This is a genomic window from Micromonospora sp. NBC_00421 (assembly GCF_036017915.1).
GTDB lineage: Bacteria > Actinomycetota > Actinomycetes > Mycobacteriales > Micromonosporaceae > Micromonospora.
On record NZ_CP107929.1, the window covers coordinates 4,729,048 to 4,748,670 of the forward strand.

General features: G+C 71.4%; 19 protein-coding genes. 4 read left to right on the forward strand and 15 right to left on the reverse strand.

Annotation, left to right across the window (positions count from 1 at the left end):
• Nucleotides 1-193: 193 nt before the first annotated feature.
• From OHQ87_RS19750 to OHQ87_RS19775, 6 genes are all read right to left on the reverse strand, one after another.
• The gene (locus OHQ87_RS19750; protein WP_328339920.1) at nt 194-1,396 is read right to left on the reverse strand and encodes a saccharopine dehydrogenase family protein; all 1,203 of its coding nucleotides are present in this window, start codon (nt 1,394-1,396) and stop codon (nt 194-196) included.
• On the reverse strand, nt 1,396-2,928 hold the full coding sequence (locus OHQ87_RS19755; RefSeq protein WP_328339923.1) for an NAD(P)/FAD-dependent oxidoreductase: 1,533 nt from the start codon (nt 2,926-2,928) through the stop codon (nt 1,396-1,398). Before OHQ87_RS19755 ends, OHQ87_RS19750 begins: the two co-directional genes overlap by 1 nt.
• Nucleotides 2,925-3,791, reverse strand: a complete 867-nt coding sequence (locus tag OHQ87_RS19760; RefSeq protein ID WP_328339925.1) for an ABC transporter permease — start codon at nt 3,789-3,791, stop codon at nt 2,925-2,927. Before OHQ87_RS19760 ends, OHQ87_RS19755 begins: the two co-directional genes overlap by 4 nt.
• A 121-nt stretch (nt 3,792-3,912) precedes the next feature.
• Entirely contained in the window at nt 3,913-4,815 is a 903-nt protein-coding gene (locus OHQ87_RS19765) for an ABC transporter permease (protein ID WP_328348915.1), read from the reverse strand.
• Nucleotides 4,816-4,820: 5 nt separating this feature from the next.
• Complete coding sequence (locus tag OHQ87_RS19770) at nt 4,821-5,972, reverse strand: ABC transporter ATP-binding protein (RefSeq protein ID WP_328348916.1); 1,152 nt, start codon at nt 5,970-5,972, stop codon at nt 4,821-4,823.
• A 5-nt stretch (nt 5,973-5,977) separates the two neighbouring features.
• The gene (locus OHQ87_RS19775) at nt 5,978-7,162 is read right to left on the reverse strand and encodes a polyamine ABC transporter substrate-binding protein (protein ID WP_328339927.1); all 1,185 of its coding nucleotides are present in this window, start codon (nt 7,160-7,162) and stop codon (nt 5,978-5,980) included.
• A 209-nt stretch (nt 7,163-7,371) separates the two neighbouring features.
• Between OHQ87_RS19775 and OHQ87_RS19780 the strand changes: the two genes are divergently transcribed.
• Nucleotides 7,372-7,884, forward strand: coding sequence for an Lrp/AsnC family transcriptional regulator (locus tag OHQ87_RS19780; RefSeq protein WP_328339929.1), 513 nt, complete (start codon nt 7,372-7,374; stop codon nt 7,882-7,884).
• A 30-nt stretch (nt 7,885-7,914) separates the two neighbouring features.
• Here the strand turns inward: OHQ87_RS19780 and OHQ87_RS19785 are convergent, their stop codons facing one another.
• From OHQ87_RS19785 to OHQ87_RS19795, 3 genes are read right to left on the reverse strand one after another with little or no spacing between them, the layout of a single operon-like run.
• Nucleotides 7,915-8,094: a DUF397 domain-containing protein gene (locus tag OHQ87_RS19785; protein WP_328339931.1), complete on the reverse strand. Its 180-nt coding sequence runs from the start codon at nt 8,092-8,094 to the stop codon at nt 7,915-7,917.
• 11 nt (nt 8,095-8,105) lie between these two features.
• Nucleotides 8,106-8,291, reverse strand: a complete 186-nt coding sequence (locus OHQ87_RS19790; RefSeq protein WP_328339933.1) for a DUF397 domain-containing protein — start codon at nt 8,289-8,291, stop codon at nt 8,106-8,108.
• Nucleotides 8,282-9,049, reverse strand: coding sequence for a helix-turn-helix transcriptional regulator (locus OHQ87_RS19795; RefSeq protein WP_328339935.1), 768 nt, complete (start codon nt 9,047-9,049; stop codon nt 8,282-8,284). The genes OHQ87_RS19790 and OHQ87_RS19795 overlap by 10 nt, the downstream gene beginning before the upstream one ends.
• Before the next feature lie 572 nt (nt 9,050-9,621).
• Between OHQ87_RS19795 and OHQ87_RS19800 the strand changes: the two genes are divergently transcribed.
• Complete coding sequence (locus OHQ87_RS19800) at nt 9,622-10,968, forward strand: aspartate aminotransferase family protein (protein ID WP_328339937.1); 1,347 nt, start codon at nt 9,622-9,624, stop codon at nt 10,966-10,968.
• 140 nt (nt 10,969-11,108) lie between these two features.
• Entirely contained in the window at nt 11,109-12,485 is a 1,377-nt protein-coding gene (locus OHQ87_RS19805) for an NAD(P)/FAD-dependent oxidoreductase (RefSeq protein ID WP_328339939.1), read from the forward strand.
• A 184-nt stretch (nt 12,486-12,669) separates the two neighbouring features.
• Here OHQ87_RS19805 and OHQ87_RS19810 read toward each other — a convergent pair whose 3' ends face one another.
• A complete protein-coding gene (locus tag OHQ87_RS19810; protein ID WP_328339941.1) occupies nt 12,670-13,050 on the reverse strand; it encodes a DUF3499 domain-containing protein in 381 nt (126 codons plus the stop codon).
• Nucleotides 13,051-13,204: 154 nt separating this feature from the next.
• Here OHQ87_RS19810 and OHQ87_RS19815 point away from each other — a divergent pair, with 154 nt between their 5' ends.
• Nucleotides 13,205-13,657 carry a metallopeptidase family protein gene (locus OHQ87_RS19815; RefSeq protein ID WP_328339943.1) on the forward strand — a complete coding sequence of 151 codons (453 nt, stop codon included), beginning with the start codon at nt 13,205-13,207 and terminating at the stop codon, nt 13,655-13,657.
• A gap of 330 nt (nt 13,658-13,987) precedes the next feature.
• Here the strand turns inward: OHQ87_RS19815 and OHQ87_RS19820 are convergent, their stop codons facing one another.
• The 5 genes from OHQ87_RS19820 to OHQ87_RS19840 form a co-directional block, all read right to left on the reverse strand.
• Entirely contained in the window at nt 13,988-14,245 is a 258-nt protein-coding gene (locus OHQ87_RS19820) for a WhiB family transcriptional regulator (protein ID WP_007455784.1), read from the reverse strand.
• A gap of 475 nt (nt 14,246-14,720) precedes the next feature.
• On the reverse strand, nt 14,721-15,014 hold the full coding sequence (locus OHQ87_RS19825) for a phospholipase (RefSeq protein ID WP_328348917.1): 294 nt from the start codon (nt 15,012-15,014) through the stop codon (nt 14,721-14,723).
• Between the two features lie 73 nt (nt 15,015-15,087).
• The gene (locus OHQ87_RS19830) at nt 15,088-16,485 is read right to left on the reverse strand and encodes a DUF4331 domain-containing protein (RefSeq protein WP_328339946.1); all 1,398 of its coding nucleotides are present in this window, start codon (nt 16,483-16,485) and stop codon (nt 15,088-15,090) included.
• A gap of 149 nt (nt 16,486-16,634) precedes the next feature.
• A complete protein-coding gene (locus OHQ87_RS19835) occupies nt 16,635-16,913 on the reverse strand; it encodes a hypothetical protein (protein ID WP_328339948.1) in 279 nt (92 codons plus the stop codon).
• A gap of 127 nt (nt 16,914-17,040) precedes the next feature.
• Complete coding sequence (locus OHQ87_RS19840; protein ID WP_328339950.1) at nt 17,041-19,563, reverse strand: bifunctional FO biosynthesis protein CofGH; 2,523 nt, start codon at nt 19,561-19,563, stop codon at nt 17,041-17,043.
• Nucleotides 19,564-19,623: the final 60 nt, after the last annotated feature.

Here is a 19,623-nt window from a genome sequence, read left to right on the forward strand (position 1 = left end):
ATGGAGTTATGGTGGCCCAAAAAGCCACGGAAAGAGACAAATTCCCCACCACAACTCCATGATCGACGGGCAGAGTGGACGGGACGGGCAGCTTGGGGCGGGGCAGGGCGGACGCGTGAGGAGGGCGGGGGGCGACGCAGAGCGGGGCAGGACGCGGGGGCGACGCAGGGCGGGGCAGGGGCGGGGCAGGGGGTTATCGTTCCTCCATCGCCCAGGGGGAGCCGTAGGCGGTGAGCAGGTCGAGGAACGGGCGCGGGGGCAGCGCCTCCGGGCCGAGCACCCCGACGCCGGACCAGCCACCGGTGGCGAGCAGTTCCAGCGCCACCACCGGGTTGACCGCGGTCTGCCAGACCACCGCCTGGTGGCCGTACTCCCGCATGGACCACTCGTTGTCGACCACGTGGTAGAGGTAGACCCGGCGCGGCCGGCCGTCGGTCCCGGTGCCGGTGACGTACGTGCCGGCACAGGTCTTGCCGCGCATCCGGTCGCCGAGGGTGGCCGGGTCGGGCAGGCTGGCGGCGACCACGTCGCGGGGCGAGACCTGCACGCCGCGCACCGACACCGGGATGGTCGAGTCGAGACCGACCTTGTGCAGCGCCCTGAGCACCTCGATGAACTCGTCGCCGAGGCCGTACTTGAAGGTGACCCGCCTGGCCTTCACCCAGCGCGGGATCAGCAGCACCTCCTCGTGCTCCACGTTGACGCACTCGACCGGGCCGATGCCGGCCGGGAAGTCGAAGACCTCCGGCTCGCTGAACGGTTCGGTGGTGAACCAGCCCCGGTCCTTCTCCCAGATCACCGGCGGGTTCAGGCACTCCTCGATGGTGGTCCAGATGGAGAAGGACGGGGCGAAGTCGTACCCGTCGACGGTGAGGTTCGCGCCGTCACGGATGCCGATCTCGTCGATCTCGCTGAACAGCTCGTCGGCGGCGTACCTGGCGAACACGTCGGACAGGCCCGGTTCGATGCCGATGCCGCACAGCGCCAGCCGGCCGGCGTCCGCCCAGGTGGTGGCGGCGGCGAACTGCGCGTCGCCGAGCTTCACCCCGGTCTGGGTGTACGGCAGCGCCGGGTGCGGGTGGGACAGCGACATCGCCATGTCCAGGTAGTCGGCCCCGGCGGCGAACGCCCCCTCGAAGATCGGCATGACGAAGCGCGGGTCGACCGCGTTGAGCACGTGGGTGATCCGGTGTTCCCGGCAGAGCGCGGCGACCGCGTCCGCCGAGGAGGCGTCGAGCCGGGCGGCGACGAACCGGTCGCCGTGCCCGGCGACGGCCCGTTGCGCCCGGGTCAGGTCGTAGTCGGCGACGACGACGGTGGCGAAGAAGGACCGGCGGGCGGCGATGGCGACGGCGGCGGAGCCGACCCCGCCGGCACCGACGAGCAGGATGCGCATCAGGAATCGAACCCCAAACCGAGACGATCGAGCGTACGGAGCCAGTGGTTGCGCCGGCCGTCGTGCGCGTCGGCACGCGCCAGCGACCAGCGGGTGAGGTGGATGCCGGCGGCCCGGACGGGCTCCGGCGGGAACGGCAGCGGTGCCCGGCGGACCAGGTCGAGCCGGGTCAGCGGGGTCGGCTCGCCGGCCAGCAGGTCGAGCATGACCCGCGCGCCGAACCGGGTGGCCCCGACCCCGAGACCCGTGTAACCGGAGGCGTACGCCAGCCGCCCGCCGAAGGCGGTGCCGAAGTACGCGCAGAACCGGGTGCAGGTGTCGATCACCCCGCCCCAGCGGTGGCTGAAACGCAGCCCCGCCAACTGCGGAAAGGTGGTGAAGAAGTGGTCGGCGAGGGCGGTGAAGGTGGCCTGGCGCTGTGCGAGTTCCGGGGCGACCCGGTTGCCGAAGTGGTAGACCGCGTCGTAGCCACCGAAGAGGATCCGACCGTCGTCGGTGATCCGGTAGTAGTGGAACTGGTTGCCGGTGTCGGCCAGCCCCTGCCTGTTGCGCCAGCCGATCGACGCCCGCTGCTCCCCGGTCAGCGGCTCGGTCATCAGCGCGTAGTCGTAGACCGGCACGGTCCGGGCGCGCAGCCGGCGCAGCAGCGGCGGGAAAGCGTTGGTCGCCAGCACCACCTGCCGGGCCCGCACCACCCCGGGCACCCCGGCCGCGCCCGGCACCGTGCCGCCGCCCGTCGACCCGCCCCGTGGGCGACCACCGTCGAGTGCCGGGCTGCCACCTGTCGACCTGGCACCCGGGCCACCACCGGGGCGTGCGGCCGGGCTGCCGAGGGTGTCAGCGCGCAGCCCGGCTCCCTCGCGGCGCAGCCCGGTCACCCGGGTGTGCTCGTGGATCCGCACCCCGAGCGTCAGGCAGGCACGGCGCAGGCCCCAGGCCAGCCGCGCCGGGTCGACCAGGGCCACCCGGTCGGCGTCCCACAACCCACCGAGGTACGTCGGCGAGTCCACCTCGGCGCGCACCTCGTCTGCGTCGAGCAGCCGCACCCGGTGGCCGTACCGACGGGCCAGGTCGGCGTCCTCGGCGAGCCCGGCGAGCTGGTACGGGGCCACCGCCACCGCCAGTTCGCCGGTGCGGGCGAAGTCGCAGTCGATGTCGTACTCGGCGATGGTGGCGGCGATGGCGTCCAGGTTCTCCCGGCCGAGGCGCTCCAACTCGTCGATCTCGTCGGGAAACCGGGCCACCCCGTTGGCCAGGCCGTGGGTGAGCGAGGCGGCGCAGAACCCGCCGTTGCGCCCGGACGCCGCCCAACCGCAGACGCCCGCCTCGACCAGCAGCACGTCCCGCCCGGGGTCGGCCCGCTTGGCGAGCAGGGCGGCCCAGAGTCCGCCGTACCCGCCGCCGACGACGAGCAGGTCGGCGGGGTGCGTACCGTGCAGGGGCGGCAGCGGGTCGGGGCGTTCCGGGCGGTCCAGCCAGTAGGGCACGGGCGTCGCGTCGGCGAGCGCCCGGCCGGTATGCGGGAGGATCATGACGGGCCCGTCGCCCGTCGGCCGGGCCGGATCGGTGCCGGTGCTCCCCGGCCGCCGGTCGCGGCGACCGGGAGTGCGGCGCGGCGGGACCGTCGACCGCGCAGCGAGCTGAGCCCGACGAGCAGCAGCGCGATGGCGAACATCGCCGTGCCGATCACGTTGACCTGGGGCGGGATGCCCCGCTGGGCAGCGCCCCAGACGTACATCGGGAAGGTGACCGTGGTGCCGGCGTTGAAGTTCGTCACGATGAAGTCGTCGAAACTCAGCGAGAAGGCGAGCAGCGCGGCGGCCACGATGCCGGGCAGCACCAGCGGCAGGGTGATCCGCCGGAAGGTCTGCCACTCGCTGGCGTAGAGGTCCATCGCGGCTTCCTCCAGCCGCCGGTCCATCCCGGCGAGCCGGGCCTTGACCGTCACCACCACGAACGACACGCAGAACATCACGTGCGCGATGACGATGGTCCAGAAGCCCTGCGGCACCCCTGCGGAGACGAACAGGGCGAGCAGCGAGGTGCCCAGCACCAGCTCCGGGGTCGCCATCGGCAGGAAGATCAGCAGGTTGATCCCGCTGCGGCCCCGGAACCGGTGCCGGACCAGGGCGAACGCCATCAGGGTGCCGATCACGGTGGCCCCGACTGTGGCGAGGAAACCGATCTGCGCGCTGCGGACCACCGCGTCGCACATCTCGGGCGTGGCGCACGGCTGTCGCCAGTTGTCCAGGGTGAACTCGTTGAAGTCGTACGACAGCCGGCTGGACGGGCGGTTGAGGGAGAGCCCGGCCACCACGGCGATCGGCAGGAACAGGTAGCCGAGCACCAGCAGGGCGACGATCACCACCCACCGGTCGGCCAACCACCGCGACACCCTCAGGAGCCCACCTTCATTCGCGACTGCGGGGCTCCGCTTCGCTGCACTCCTCGCGCTCATCAGAGCCCACCTTCATTCGCGACTGCGGGGCTCCGCTGCGCTGCACTCCTCGCGCTCATCACAACACCTCCTCCGTGCCGGCCCGGCGCAGGTAGACGAAGACCACCGCGAGGATCGCCGCCATCAGCAGGAAGGACAGGGCGGCGCCCTGCGGATAGTCCAGCCGGACCAGGAACGCCGAGTCGATGACGTTGCCGATCATGTACTCGTTGGGGGTGCCGAGCAGTTCGGCGTTGATGTAGTCGCCGGTGGCCGGGATGAAGAAGAGCAGCGTGCCGGCGATCAGGCCGGGCATCGACAGCGGCAGGGTGACCTTGCGGAAGGCGTGCAGCGGGCCGGCGTACAGGTCACTGGCCGCCTCCAGCAGCCGGTGGTCGAGCCGCTCCAGGCTCGCGTACAGCGGCAGCACCAGGAACGGCAGGAAGTTGTACGTCAACCCGAGCACCACCGCGACCGGGGTGGCGAGCAGCCGCCCGTCCGGGCCGAGCAGGTGCACGTCCCGCAGCAGCCCGACCAGGGCGCCGTTGTCCGACAGGATGGTCTTCCAGGCCAGGGTGCGCACCAGGAAACTGGTGAACATCGGGGCTACCACGCAGACCAGCAACAGGTTCTTCCACCGGCCTGCCTTCTGCGCTATCGCGTACGCCAGCGGGTAACCCATCAGCAGGGCCAGCACCAGCGCCGCCCCGGCATAGCCGAACGACCTGGCGAACTGCGGCCAGTACGCCTGTACCGCCTCCGGATAGTTGCCGAACGCCCAGGTCAGCACGTACCCGGTGGAGAGCGAGCCGGTCGGGTCGTAGAGGCTGGCGGCGGCGAGTTGCAGCAGCGGCACGGCGAAGAAGACGAGCAGCCAGGCCGCCCCCGGCAACAGCAGCAGGTACGGCAGCAGCCGGTGCCGACCCGGCCGGGCCGGTGACGGCTGCCCGGTCGCCGGCGTCCCGCCGCCCAACTGCGCCAGTGCGGTCACGACGGTGCCCCGACCGGCTCGTCGACCAGCGGGACCGTCCGGTCGTCCTGCCCCGGCTCGCGGGGCAGCAGGAAGGCGTGCCGGGGGTCCCAGTGCGCCACCACCGACCCGCCGACCGGGTGCTGCCCGCCGACACCGCTGTTCGCCGCGAACGCGGACAGTTCACTGCCCCACCCGGTGCGCACCAGATACTGGGTGCTCACCCCCACGTACGACGCGTCGGTGATCACCCCGGTCACCTGCTGGTGGCCGGCGGGCACCTGGTCGGCGGCCTCGACCAGGTGCAGCTTCTCGGGACGTACCCCCAGGTAGACCGCGCCCCGGTCGGCGCGGGCGCGGGCGACGGGCACCGAGAAGCGGACGCCGTGTGCGGTGACCGGCACCTCGGACCCGGCCGGGCCGGCGGCCTCGGCGGCGAGCAGGTTGGACTGGCCGAGGAAGTTCGCCACGAACGCCGTCGCCGGGTACTCGTAGAGTTCGGCCGGGGCCCCGAGCTGTTCGATCCGCCCGGCGTTCATCACCGCGACCGTGTCGGCCATCGTCATGGCCTCCTCCTGGTCGTGGGTGACGTGCACGAAGGTGATGCCGACCTCGGTCTGGATCCGCTTCAGTTCGATCTGCATCTGCCGGCGCAGCTTCAGGTCGAGCGCGCCGAGCGGCTCGTCGAGCAGCAGCACCTGCGGGTGGTTGATCAGGGCGCGGGCCAGCGCGACCCGTTGCTGCTGGCCGCCGGAGAGCTGGGTCGGGCGACGCCGGCCGTAGCCGTCGAGCTGGACCAGTGACAGCATCCGCCGGACCTGGTCGTCGACCCGGCGGATGCCCCGCCGGCGCAGCCCGAAGGCCACGTTCTCGGCGATGTCGAGGTGCGGAAAGAGCGCGTAGCTCTGGAAGACCGTGTTGACCGGCCGCTTGTACGGCCGTAGCCGGGTTATGTCCCGGTCGCCGAGGAGCACCTGCCCGCTGGTCGGCTCCTCCAGCCCGGCGATCATGCGTAGGGTGGTCGTCTTGCCGCAGCCGGACGCCCCGAGCAGCGCGAAGAAGGAGCCCTGCGGGACGGTCAGGCTCAGCTCGTCGACGGCGGTGAAGATGCCGAACCGCTTGGTCAGGTGGGCCAGCCGCAGGTCACCGGCCGGTGCCTCGTTCGCCATCCCGCTCACGCCCCGATGACCTGCTGGAACTTCGACTCGTATTCCTTTTCCTGTTTCTCGTCCAGGGCCATGAAGACCTTGGACTTCGCCAGCAGGGCGTCGTCCGGGAAGATCAGCGGGTTGGCGGCCAGCTCCGGGTCGATCTTCTCCATCTCGGCCTGGGCACCCTTGACCGGGCAGATGTAGTTGACGTACGCGGCGAGCTTCGCGGCCACCGCCGGTTGGTAGTAGTAGTCGATCAGCGCCTCGGCGTTGGCCTTGTGGGTGGCCTTGTTGGGCACCAGCATGTTGTCGCTGAACAGCATCACGCCCGAGTCCGGCGCGACGAACTTCACCTTGGGGTTGTCGCCGGCCAGTTGGATCACGTCGCCGGACCAGCCGACGCACGCGGCGATGTCACCCTTGGCCAGGTCGGGGGCGTAGTCGTTGCCGGTGAACCTGCGGATCTGCTTGGACTCGACGGCCTTGCGCAGCTTGTTGAGCGCGTCGTCGAACTGCGCGGCGGTGAACTTCGCCGGGTCGTGCCCGTTCGACTGGAGCAGCAGGCCCATGGTGTCCCGCATCTCCGACAGGGCGGTCACCTTGCCCTTGAGATCGGGGCGGGTGAGCAGCTCGTCGACGGTCCGGACCTCGCCGGTGACGCTGCCGTTGTAGGCCAGCCCGGCCAGGCCGGACTGCCACGGGACGGCGATCCGGTCCTCCGGGTCGAAGGAGCGCCCCCGCAGGGACGCCAGCAGGTTGGCCGCCACGTTCGGCACCTTGGCCGGGTCGAGCTTCTGGATCCAGCCGAGCCGGATCATCCTGGCGGCCATCCAGTCGGTGAGGACGATGATGTCCCGCCCGGTGCTCTGGCAGCCGGCCAACTGGTTCTGCACCTTGCCGAAGAACTCGTTGTTGTCGTTGATGTCCTCGGTGTAGGTCACCTTGATGCCGCTGCCGGCGACGAAGGCGTCGAGGCTGGGGCGCTTCGCGGCGTCCTTGTCGTCCACGTCCATGTACTGCGGCCAGTTGGAGAAGGCGAGGGTCTTCTCCGTGGCGGACAGGTCGTCGCTCTTACAACCGTCCTCGGTCTGGGTCGCGGCCTTCGTGCCGCAGCCGGCGAGGCTGCCGCCCGCAGCGAGCAGGGCGGCCGATCCGAGGGTGCCGGTGAGCAGTCCACGCCGGGTGAGGGGCCGGAGGGGAGTACGCATGTGACGACTCCTAGGGGGTCGTCCGTCGGCGGCGGGGACGGGGGTGCGGCGCCGGCGGGAGGGGTCGGGTGCCTGAGACGAATGATCCTGGCATGAGGTCACCAGCCCCACAAGGGATTCCGTTGCCGCAATAGCCTCTGACGACGAATTACGCCAGACTGCGCGATGGCACTAGGCTCGGCTCGGAGAACGGACATGGGGAGCGGTCGATGACGATCCGGCAGCAGGAGAACGGCACCGGGGGGCGGCGCGTCACGGTACGTGAAGGTTCCAGCCACGCACTGTTGGACGACGTGGCGAAACAGATCATCGAACAGCTACAGGAGGACGGCCGTCGGCCGTACGCGACCATCGGCAAGGCGGTCGGGCTCTCCGAGGCGGCGGTCCGCCAGCGGGTGCAGCGGCTGCTCGACGCCGGGGTGATGCAGATCGTCGCGGTGACCGACCCGCTCCAGCTCGGCTTCCCCCGACAGGCCATGATCGGCCTGCGCACCGACGGCGACCTGGAGGCCGTCGCCGACCGGCTCGCCGAGTTCGACGAACTCGACTACGTGGTGATCACCGCCGGCTCGTTCGACCTGCTCGCCGAGGTGGTCTGCCGCAACGACGCCCACCTGCTGGAGATCCTGCAACGGCTGCGCTCGGTGCCCGGGGTGCTCGCCACCGAGGCGTTCGTCTATCTCAAGCTGCGCAAGCAGACCTACACCTGGGGTACGGCCTGAGCCCACCCGCCGTGGTCCACTCCCCGGGGCTCAGCGGGCGGCGACGAAGGCACGCCAGGCGTCGGGGCTGAAGCTCAGCGTGGCACCTGCCCGGTCCTTGCTGTCCCGCACCAGCACCCGACCCGCCAGATTGTCCGCCACCTCGACACAGTCACCGCCATTGCTGCTGCTCCGAGTTGCCGTACGCCAGCGGGGCTCGATCACGTCCACGGCAGCGGCACTCACTTCTGGGCGGCGACGAAGGCTCGCCAGATCTCGGGGGTGAAGCTCAGCGTGCCGCCGGCCCGGTCCTTGCTGTCCCGCACCAGCACCCGACCCGGCAGATTGTCCGCCACCTCAACACAGTCACCGCCGTTGTTGCTACTGCGGCTGGCGGTCCGCCAGCAGGGCTCGTCGATCACGTCCATCTCTCCACCGCTTCCCGGATCAGCTCGTTCGATCGACGAGCGGGCAGCGCCTCGCCGGCCACGCTCTCCCACCTTCTGCCCAGGCTAGCAATGTCGGCGCTCTCAGTCACCAGCTCGCCACGGAGCTGGTTGTCCAGATAAGCCAGCTCGCTGCCGTCGGGCAACCGCGCCAGCATGAACGGCCCAGCCAGACCGGTGTGCCAGGGTCCACCGAGCGGAATTACCCGCACCTGCACGTGCTCCCGCGCGGCGACGGCCGCCAAGTGGGCCACCTGTCCGGCCATGGTCGCGCGATCGCCAACCACTCGATGGAGCACCGCCTCGTCGATCACGAAAACCAACTGGGCCGGAGGGTCACGGTCGAGCAGGACCCGTCGCTCCAACCGCCCGCCCACCAGTTGAGCAACCTCGTCAGGCGGGAGCAGGCCGCCGGTCCCCAACACCGCTCGGGCGTACTCCTCGGTCTGGAGCAGGCCCGGCACGAGCAATGACTGGTACGAGCGGATCGACGTGGCGTCCTGCTCCAGCTCTGCCCACGGGCGGAACCAGGGCAGGTCGCGGCGACGGTAGGGCTCGGGCCAGAGTTCGGCCGGTTCCCGACCGAGAATCCCGGCCACCGCGACCCGGGTCCGGGGATGCGGCACCCGCCCGGCGCTGAGCCACCGGCCGGCCGTCTTCGGATCGACACCGACCTGATGCGCGAGGGACTCGACCGTCTCCCCGCGCTCGGCCATCGCTACGCGAAGCACCTCGTTCACCGGCAGTTCCTCCCGCCCGATCAACACACTCCGGCGCACCCTAGCGACAGTGCGTGTCGATGTCCGCCCGGCATCGGCGTGTTGGCCCGGGACCTCTCCGAAAGCCCCCGAGGTGCACCGGAAGTGCACCGGAAATGCCCCACCCCGGTCACCCCCTTCCCACCGGACCACTCCGGGGTGCCGGAGTAGCGCCGTCCCACGCCCCGGACGCCACCGTTCAGCCCGCAGGCTCTCTTCGTCCACCCCTGAAGGCCGGAGTAGCGGCATCCCGCACCCCGGACGGCCCCATGCGCGGCCCGCAGGCTCGCTTGATCAACTCCCGTGGGCCGAGGTTGCGGTGTCCGGGATACCGCAACCTGGACGCCGTTGAGTCGATCATGGAGCCGGCGGAGGTCGAGTCGGTCGCACCGTCGCAAAGCGTGTGCGGATTCCGTTGCCAACCACCCGCAGTCGCGCTGAATCCGTCGCCTTGAAGGCGAAGTGGGCTTGCATTTCGCGGTCGGGCTGTGGGATAACCGTGGGCAGAGCGGCCGGTGTCACAGCTGCCCGGCCCGAGACCCGATGGGGCTGACATGGCCGACGCCACCGACCACCTCTGGATGCACTTCACCCGGATGGCCAGCTACTCCGCCGGCGAGGTGCCCACCATCGTGCGCGGCGAGGGCGCGTACGTCTGGGACGCGCAGGGCCGCCGCTACCTGGACGGGCTCGCCGGGTTGTTCGTCGTCAACGCCGGGCACGGGCGTACCGAGCTGGCCGAGGCCGCCGCGAAGCAGGCCGGTGAGCTGGCGTACTTCCCGCTCTGGTCGTACGCCCACCCGAAGGCCGTGGAGCTGGCCGAGAAGATCGCCTCGCTGACGCCCGGTGACCTGAACCGGGTCTTCTTCACCACCGGCGGCTCGGAGGCCGTCGAGACGGCGTGGAAGCTGGCCCGTGCCTACTTCAAGCGCACCGGCAGGCCCAACAAGCACAAGGTGGTCAGCCGCTACCTCGCCTATCACGGCACCTCGATGGGTGCCCTGTCGATCACCGGTCTGCCCGGCATCAAGAGTGACTTCGAGCCTTTGGTGCCCGGCGGGATCAAGGTGCCGAACACCAATTTCTACCGGGCCCCCGAGCACGGCGACTCGCCCGAGGCGTTCGGCCGCTGGGCCGCCGACGAGATCCGCCGGGCCATCGAGCGGGAGGGGCCGGACACGGTAGCGGCGGTGTTCCTGGAGCCGGTGCAGAACTCCGGCGGCTGCTTCCCACCGCCGCCCGGCTACTTCCAACGGGTACGCGAGATCTGCGACGCGTACGACGTACTGCTCGTCTCCGACGAGGTGATCTGCTCCTGGGGCCGGCTCGGCGAGTACTTCGGCGCCGCCCGGTACGGCTACCAGCCCGACATCATCACCACCGCCAAGGGCATCACCTCCGGCTACGCCCCGCTCGGCGCGATGATCGCCAGCGACCGGCTGATGGAGCCGTTCCTCACCGAGACCGGCATGTTCGCCCACGGGGTGACCTTCGGCGGCCATCCGGTCTCCTGCGCGGTGGCCCTGGCCAACCTGGAGGTGTTCGCCCGGGAGGACCTGACCGGCCACGTCCGGGCCAACGAGGACGCCTTCCGGTCCACCCTGGAGAAGCTCACCGACCTGCCGATCGTCGGCGACGTCCGGGGCGACGGCTACTTCTACGGCATCGAGCTGGTCAAGGACAAGACGACCCGGGCGACCTTCGACGAGGCGGAGTCGGAGCGGCTGCTGCGTGGCTTCCTGTCGTCGGCGCTGTTCGCCGCCGGGCTCTACTGCCGGGCCGACGACCGGGGCGACCCGGTGGTCCAGCTCGCCCCGCCGCTGATCGCCGGGCAGGAGCAGTTCGACGAGATGGAGCAGATCCTGCGCGCCGTACTCACCGAGGCGTGGTCCCGCCTGTAGCCCCTGCGGCCCGGCCAGCCGGCTCACCTCCGCCGGCCGGACCGGTCGCCGACCCCGCCGGCCGGACCGGTCGCCGACCCCGCCGGCCGGACCGGTCGCTCGCAGGCCGACCGGCCCGGCACTGTCCCCCCGGAGCCCCCATGCGCTACCAGGAGTTGTCGCACTGGCTGTCCACGATGGACGAACCGTTGACGCCCGGCCCCTCGCTGCCCGGTGACACCGACGCGGACGTGGTGATCGTCGGTGCCGGCTACACCGGGCTGTGGACGGCGTACTACCTCGCGGTGGCCGATCCGACGTTGCGGATCGTGGTGCTGGAGGCGGAGATCGCCGGGTACGGCGCGTCCGGGCGCAACGGCGGCTGGTGCTCGGCTCTGTTGCCCACCTCGCTGCCGGCGCTGGCCCGTCGGCACGGCCGGCCGCAGGCGCTGGCGATGCAGCAGGCCATGCACGACACGGTCGCCGAGGTGGGCCGGGTGGCCACAGTGGAGAGAATCGACTGCGACTGGCGGCACGGCGGGACGGTGCTGCTGGCCCGTACCGACGTCCAGCTCGGACGGGCCCGCGCCGCCGTCGCCGAGGCCCGCGAGCACGGGCTCGACCCCGACGACCTGGTCCTGCTCGACGCCGCCGGGGCCGCCGCCCGGTGCGCCGCCGAGGGGGTACGCGGTGGCACGTACACCCCGCACTGCGCCGCCGTGCACCCGGCGAAGCTGGTCCGTGGCCTGGCCCGCGCGGTGCAACGGCACGGGGTGCGGCTGTACGAGCGTTCTCCGGTCACCGCGATCCGGCCCGGCGCGGCGGTCACCCCGCACGGGACGGTACGGGCGGCGGTGGTGGTCCGGGCCACCGAGGCGTACACGCCGGTGCTGCCCGGCCACCGCCGGACTCTCGTCCCGGTCTACTCGCTGATGGTGGTCACCGAGCCGCTGCCCGAGCCGACCTGGGCGCGGATCGGGCTCGCCGGTCGGGAGACCTTCGCCGACTACCGGCACCTCATCGTGTACGGCCAGCGCACCGCCGACGGACGGCTGGCCTTCGGCGGGCGCGGTGCGCCGTACCACTTCGGGTCCCGGATCTCCCCCGGGTACGACCGGGAGCCACGGGTCTTCGCCGCGCTGCGTCGGACGCTTGGCGAACTCTTCCCGGTGCTCGGGCCGCACGTGCCGGTCGCCCACGCGTGGGGCGGCCCGCTGGGGGTGGCCCGGGACTGGTCCGCCTCGGTCGGGCTGGACCGGTCGTCCGGGCTGGGCTGGGCCGGCGGCTACGTCGGTGACGGGGTGGGGACGAGCAACCTCGCCGGCCGTACCCTGGCTGACCTGATCCGGGGCGTGGAGTCGGAGCTGACCGCCCTCCCCTGGGTCGGCCACCGCTCCCCCCGCTGGGAGCCGGAACCACTGCGCTGGCTGGCGATCAACGCCGGCCTCCGGGTGATGTCCTCCGCAGACGGTGCCGAAACCCGCACCGGCCGCCCCGCCCGCCGCGCCACCACCTTCACCCACCTCCTAGGCCACTGACCCACCCCCACCCCCACCCACCCCCACCCGCCGACGCCCGCCGCCCGCCCCACCCGCTGACGCCCCGGTGATCAAGAGGTTTGCGTCAAGTTGAAGATCGAAGTTGACGCAAACCTCTTGATCACCGGGGCAGGGCGGAGGCCGGGGGGAGGGGGGAGGGAGGGGGGAGGGCAGGGGGGTGGGGTTAGTGGTTGGGGGGGATTACGCGGAGGTGGCCTCGGCGGCCGGTGGGGGGGTTCTGGGGGTGGTGGGTTGGGGGGTGGGGGTCGTCCTGGGGTGGGCGGGGGGCGACCGGGCGGGCTGCCTCGCGGACGGCCTCGGCCAGGGCGACCAGGTCGTCCGTGGTGGGCGGCGGGGGCTCGAACTCGCCCTCGTGCCGCACGACGTCCCAGCCCCGGGGGGCGGTCAGGCTTCGCGCGTGCTGCTCACACAGGTCGTAGGTGTGCGGCTCGGCGAAGGCCGCCAACGGGCCCACGACGGCGGTCGACTCGTTGTAGACATAGGTCAATGTGGCAACCGCTTGCCGGGGGCAGGCGTTACGGGAGCAGCGCCGTGGTGACCTCACGTGCGGCAGGGTATCCCCATTACCGGGTCCGACGCACCGGTTCGCTTTGCGACACGCCCGTCACCGTGATCACAATTCGCACCTGGTGCTTCCGCCGCGCCCGTCGACAGGCGCTGCCGTGGGCCGGACCGGGCTGAGGACTACCCTTTGCCTCATGACGAGCCCGGAACACCGCCGCCCCGGCTCCGGCCGGCGCAACCACCGCGACCGCCACGGACGTGGCCTGCGCGGGCGGCTGGTGCCGGCGACAGTGCCACTGGCCCGGACCAAGGCCGAGATCTTCGACGACCTGGTACTAGACACCGTGGAAACCCTGGAGCGCCGGTTCGCCAAGGAACTGGCCGGGGTCGAGTTCGCCGTCGAGGACGTCCCACCCGACCTGAACGTCTACGACTCCGACGTCCTGGAGGACGGCGAGGTGCCGCTGGCCCGGCTGCTGCCCGGCCGGCCGGGGCAGCGGCAGGAGGTGCCGCCCCGGATCGTGCTCTACCGCCGGCCGTTGGAGTTCCGCGCGATGGACCGCGAGGACCTGGCCGACCTCGTTCATGACGTGATCATCGAACAGGTGGCGAACCTGCTCGGGGTCGACCCGGACGAGCTGGCCTGACCCGCGCGGCCGGTCACGGCCACCGCACCGCATTCGGGCACGACCCCGCGCACCGCCGCGCGACCGGCCACGACCCACCGCACCGCGACCGGCCACGACCCACCGCACCGCGACCGGCCACGACCCACCGCACCGCGACCGGCCACGACCCACCGCACCGCGACCGGACACGACCCACCGCACCGCGACCGGACACGACCCACCGCACCGCGACCGGACACGACCACCGCGCCGACGCGCGACCACTGCACCGCTCCGACGTCGGTCACCCCCGCGACCTCGTCGGGCGTGAGCCGGGCGGCCCCCACCGCCCCGGCCCGGCCCTTCGACTCAGGCGGCCCGCCGCTTGAGCTTGCGCCGCTCCCGTTCGGAGAGCCCGCCCCAGATCCCGAACCGCTCGTCGTGCCCGAGAGCGTATTCGAGGCACTCCGTCTTGACCTCGCACCGCGAGCAGATCCGTTTCGCCTCGCGGGTCGAGCCGCCCTTCTCGGGAAAGAACGCTTCCGGGTCGGTCTGCGAGCACAGCGCCCGCTCCTGCCACTCCGGCGCGTTTCCGAGCAGGTCGGCCACCTCAAGCTGGCCGTCCATCAGATGCCTCCTTGTCGCGCACCGACGTCACCGCCGCTGCGACCCCCCACGCGAAAGGCGTGCTTGTCCGTCCGGTCCCTATTTGTTGCGTTCCGCGCGAACAACCCCATCGAAATTACACGCGTGTAATGCGTGCGCCGTCAAGCCGGACTTGATAATGGAGTCGCCCTCCCGACATGCCACCGGACGGTCACCCGGACCATCCGGCCCTCGCAACCTGCCCTATCGATTCAGACCCCGGGCGAGTAACGCCCCGTCCGGCGAGTTGCCCCAGATTTCTGCTGTGGCGTCGCCGCCCCGGACGCCGTCGGAGCACGCCGACGGACACTCCGCGCAGTCGACCCGCCAAGATCATGAGCATGGTGGGGGACAGGTTAACGCGGTTGGCCCCGGACCGCTCGTCGAGCCGGAAAAGCCGACAGCGCCCCGTCCACAATGTGGACGGGGCGCTCGGGTCGGTGGGTTGTCGTGGCGCTCAGACCGACCGTGGTGGGCTGCTCGGCCAGACGAATTCGGCGATCGCCCCACCGTCGACGGAGATGGCCCCTGCGGGCGTCTCCTCGTCCCACCAGACGGTATACAGGCCCGCCGTCAGGTCCGGGTAGACCGCACTGTGGAACACCCCGTCCCGGACGATCCGCTCTCGCACGGCCGAGTGCGTGCGTACCGCGCCGTCCTGGTCGACCCGGCTGATCTCGATCTCCCGACCGTGCAGGTCACGTCCGGTGTAGATGATCAGAGCACCGGTCTCGCCCCCGACGTCGAGCATCACGGTGCCGCTCTCCGTCGGCCCGTACTGATGGTGATGGTGGTGGTGTCCGCTCACGCCGGTCTCCGTCCGGTCAGGAGTTCGCCGCGGGCGGGTTGTTGAACCCGTCGTACGGCGTGCCGAGGAAGGGGAAGTCCCGCAGGAAGGGCGCCGTCACGTCGGCAGCACTCAACCCCGGAGTGACCGCGCCGGCCGCCGCGTCCGGCGTGAACTTCTTGTCCACCAGTGGCACGGTCACCCCGGCCACCGCCCGCAGCGCGATGCTCACCACGTCGTCGACGACCCGGCGGCCGTTGGGGAAGCCGGCCAGGTCGCCCCCGAGCAGACCGAACTGGTTCGGCCTGCTGCTCGGCTTGATCGCGGTGTTCAGCCGCAGCATGTCGGCCTGCACGTCACCGGTGAGGTTGGTGAAGCCGTCGATCAGCCCGGACGGGATGCCGGTGAGCAGGATGGCGACCAGGTCGGCCCGGGGCTTCTTGGACTTGTTGAGCGCGTCCAGGTTGGGGAAGACCCCCGGGTAGAGCACCGGCAGCAATGCGGCCAGCTCCGGCTGCTCGACGAACCGGGCGAACCGCTTGTCCTCGGTCGGTGGCAGCGTGTTCCACAGGTCCTTCTTGGACATCGGCACGATGACCTCGTTGAACAGCGGATTGCCCAACCGGGACACCTGGGTCCACGGGCCGACGGCGGAGTCCGCGGCGACATGGTCGCCGAGCACCCGTACCTGCTGCCGGGAGGCGGTCGTCCACACCCCGATCGTCGAGGCCCGGTCGCCCGCGCCGTACCGGCTGGCCTTGCGGCGCACCTTGCTCAGCGGCACCTGCACCGCGATGCTGTGCACGTTCATCCGGTCCACCGAGTTGACCGGCTCGCCCTCGGTCTTGAACAGCTTCTTGCCGGCCACGTGCAACTGCTGGAACGGCCGCAGCGTACCCAGGTCGAAGATCGCGCCCAGGTCGACGAAGAAGCCGTCCGCACGCTGCCCGGCGAACACCTTCTCCCCCGTCGACAGCTTGTACGTCGCCTGCCGGACCAGGTCGTTGTACTTCGGGATGGACAGCGGCCCGACGTTGCACGGCGGGCAGGGCAGCTTGTGCGCCAGCACGTGCTCCTTGCCGTCGGTCACCCGGGTCAGCTTGTAGAACTGCCGCCGGTTCCAGTTCTTGCTGTCAAGCGACTCGATCGGCCCTGTGTTGTAGAGAAAGCTGTTCTCGTTCGTGATCTCGGTACGGAATTCGAACCGGTAGGTCACGTCGGGATGGCCGTCACCGTCGTTGTCGATATGGATCTCATACCGCACGTCGTCGCCGAACTCGAAGAAGTTCGGGCCGCCCGAGGGGAGCTGCAACGGCACGTAGTTGGCGATCAGCGTCACCGAGTCGGGCCGGTCGGGGCTGACGAAGGCGTACAGGTCGGAGCTGTCGGCGACCGGGTCCTTGCTTATTTCCGGCGCTTCGCGGTGGGACGACATGGCGGACCAACCTTTGCGGGATCATGAGGAATCAGGGCATGACGAACCGGGCGCGGAGCCTGCGCCTGGCGGTGAAGGGGAAGAGGGCGGGCGGTTCAGGCCACCCGGGGCAGCGGGCGGGTCACCCCCACCCGGTGACGGCGGACGGGTCAGCCGCGTCCGGCGGCACGTCGCAGCCGGTCCGCCAGCCCTCGGTCGCGTACCTCGATCCGGGACGTGCCGACGAAGACGTCCAACGTCCCGGACCTGGCGTCGCGCAGGTGGACCACGATCGGACCCTCCGCGCTCGTGGTCGACGGGGAGTTCTGTGCCGCCGACACGCCGGTCACCGTCAGGGCCGCCGCGCCCAGCGTGGCACTCGCCGCAGCGGTCAGTGTCTGCCTGCGGGTCAGTCGCGGCCAGGAACGCTTCCGCACTTCGCTCGTCATGGGGGAACCTTTCCTCCGGCGGCGCGTGAGCGCGCGCGGTGTGGAGCGCGAGGTCGCCGGCGGCGGCCCTCGCCTCAACCGCCGCCGGCGAACACTGGTACGGCCCGCACGCGTGAAAGGTTCGATGTCACCGCGACGGATGACCGTACGCGGTCGTCCGCTTGCGCGCCGGTCGTCCGGCGGCGGCGGCGATCGACCGCAACTGCTCCTCGGTACGCGCCGATCCGTTGCCCGAACCGGCCATCCGGGAGATCGTCTCCTCCATCAGGGTGCCGCCCAGGTCGTTGCAGCCGCCCCGCAACATCGACACGGTGCCCTCGTCGCCGAGCTTCACCCAGGAGCACTGGATGTTGTCGATCCGCCCGTGCAGCAGCAGCCGGGCCATCGCGTGCACCACCCGGTTCTCCCGCCAGGTCGGACCGGGCCGGGCGATGCCGGCCAGGTAGATCGGCGCGTTGGTGTGCACGAACGGCAGCGCCACGAACTCGGTGAACCCGCCGGTGCGGTCCTGCACCCCGGCCAGCACCCGGAAGTGCGCCAGCCACTGTCCGGGGTGGTCGACGTGCCCGTACATCATCGTGGAGCTGGAGCGGATGCCCAGCTCGTGAGCGGTCGTGACCACCTCGACCCAGGCGGCGGCCGGCAGTTTGCCCTTGGTGAGCACCCAGCGCACGTCGTCGTCGAGGATCTCGGCGGCGGTGCCCGGGATGGTGTCCAGGCCGGCCTCGCGCAGCATCGTCAGCCAGTCCCGCACCGGCACGCCCGCCTTGGCGGCGGCGGTGACGATCTCCATCGGGGAGAACGCGTGCACGTGCATCCCGGGCACCCGGGCCTTGATCGCCCGGACGATGTCGGCGTAGCCGGTCACCGGCAGCTTCGGGTCGATGCCGCCCTGGAGGCAGACCTCGCCGGCACCGGCCGCCCAGGCCTCCTCGGCCCGGTCGGCCACCTGCTCCACCGACAGCCGGAAGGCGTCGGCGTCCCGCTCCCGCTGGGCGAACGCGCAGAACCGGCAGCCCACGTAGCAGACGTTGGTGAAGTTGATGTTCCGGTTGACCACGTAGGTGACGTCGTCGCCGACGGTGTCCCGCCGCACGTCGTCGGCGAGCCGGCACAGCGCGTCCAGGGCCGGGCCGTCCGCGCCGAACAACGCCAGCGCCGCGTCGGCGTGCCGGGGCTCCAGCAGCGCCGCCGGATCGTCGGCCGCCAGCCTCAGCCCCGCCCGCAGGTCACCGTCGGCACCCGGCACCGGTCCACCCGACGCGGCGGGGCTCACCTTGCCGGCGACCTCCGCCCAGCCGCCGTAGACGCTGTCGAAGTCGCCCCGCCGGTCGTCGCTGCGGCCGGTGGTGTCGATGGTGGCGTGCAGATCGGTCCGGCCGCCGCCGAAGACCTCCTCCGGCTCCTGCCAGGGGCGACCCACCGGCCGGGCCGCCTCGACGGCCAGCCCGGTCGCCGGATCGGCGAGCGCGGTGACGTGCGGCAGCAACCGGGGGTCGAGCCACGGATCACCGGCCCGGACGTACTCCGGGTAGACCGTCAGCCGCTCGCGCAGGGTGAAGCCCGACTTCTCGGTCTGCCGGGCCAGCTCGTCGAGCTGCGGCCAGGGCCGCTCCGGGTTGACGTGGTCCGGGGTGAGCGGGGACACCCCACCCCAGTCGTCGATGCCGGCCCGCAACAGCAGGTCGTACTCGTCCTCGATCAGGTTGGGCGGGGCCTGGATGCGCGCCTTCGGGCCGAGCAGCAGCCGGGCCACCGCCACGGTGGCCGCCAGGTCGTGCAGCTCGGCGTCGGGCAGGCCGCCCATCGCGGTGTCCGGCTTGGCGCGGAAGTTCTGCACGATCACCTCCTGGAGGTGGCCGTACTCCCGGTGCGACCGGCGGATCGCGAAGATCGCCTCGACCCGCTCGGCCGGGGTCTCGCCGATGCCGATCAGGATGCCTGTGGTGAACGGCACCCCGACCCGGCCGGCGTCGTCGAGCACCCGCAGCCGGACCGCCGGTTCCTTGTCGGGGGAACCGAAGTGCGGCCCGCCCGGCTCCGACCAGAGCCGGGTGGCGGTGGTCTCCAGCATCATCCCCATGCTCGGCGCGACCGGCTTGAGCCGTTGCAGCTCCGACCAGGAGAGCACCCCCGGGTTGAGGTGCGGCAGCAGGCCGGTCTCCTCCAGCACCGCCACCGCGCAGGCCCGCAGGTAGTCCACTGTGGAGTCGTAGCCCCGCTCGTCCAGCCAGGCGCGGGCCGCCGGCCAGCGCTCCTCCGGCCGGTCACCGAGGGTGAACAGGGCTTCCTTGCAGCCCAGCGCCGCACCCTGCCGGGCGATCGCCAGCACCTCGTCGGTCTCCAGGAACGCCGCCGGCAGTCGGTGCGGCACGGTGGCGAAGGTGCAGTAGTGGCACCGGTCCCGGCAGAGCCGGGTCAACGGGATGAACACCTTCTTCGAGTACGTCACCACGCCCGGCCGGCCGGCGTCACGCAGCCCGGCGTCCCGGACCTCCCCGGCGGTCCGGAGCAGCTCGTCCAGCTCGTCGCCCCGGGCCGCCAGCAGCGCGGCGGCCTCGTCGACGTCGAGCGCGCGCCCGGTGGCGGCCCGGTGCAGCGCCCGTCGCACACTCGCCGAGGTCGGGCCGGGATCGGTGCGGTGAACCATCCGCCCAGCCTAGGCGCTGGGCGGGACGATCCGGCAGACATGCGACCCGGGTGTGACATC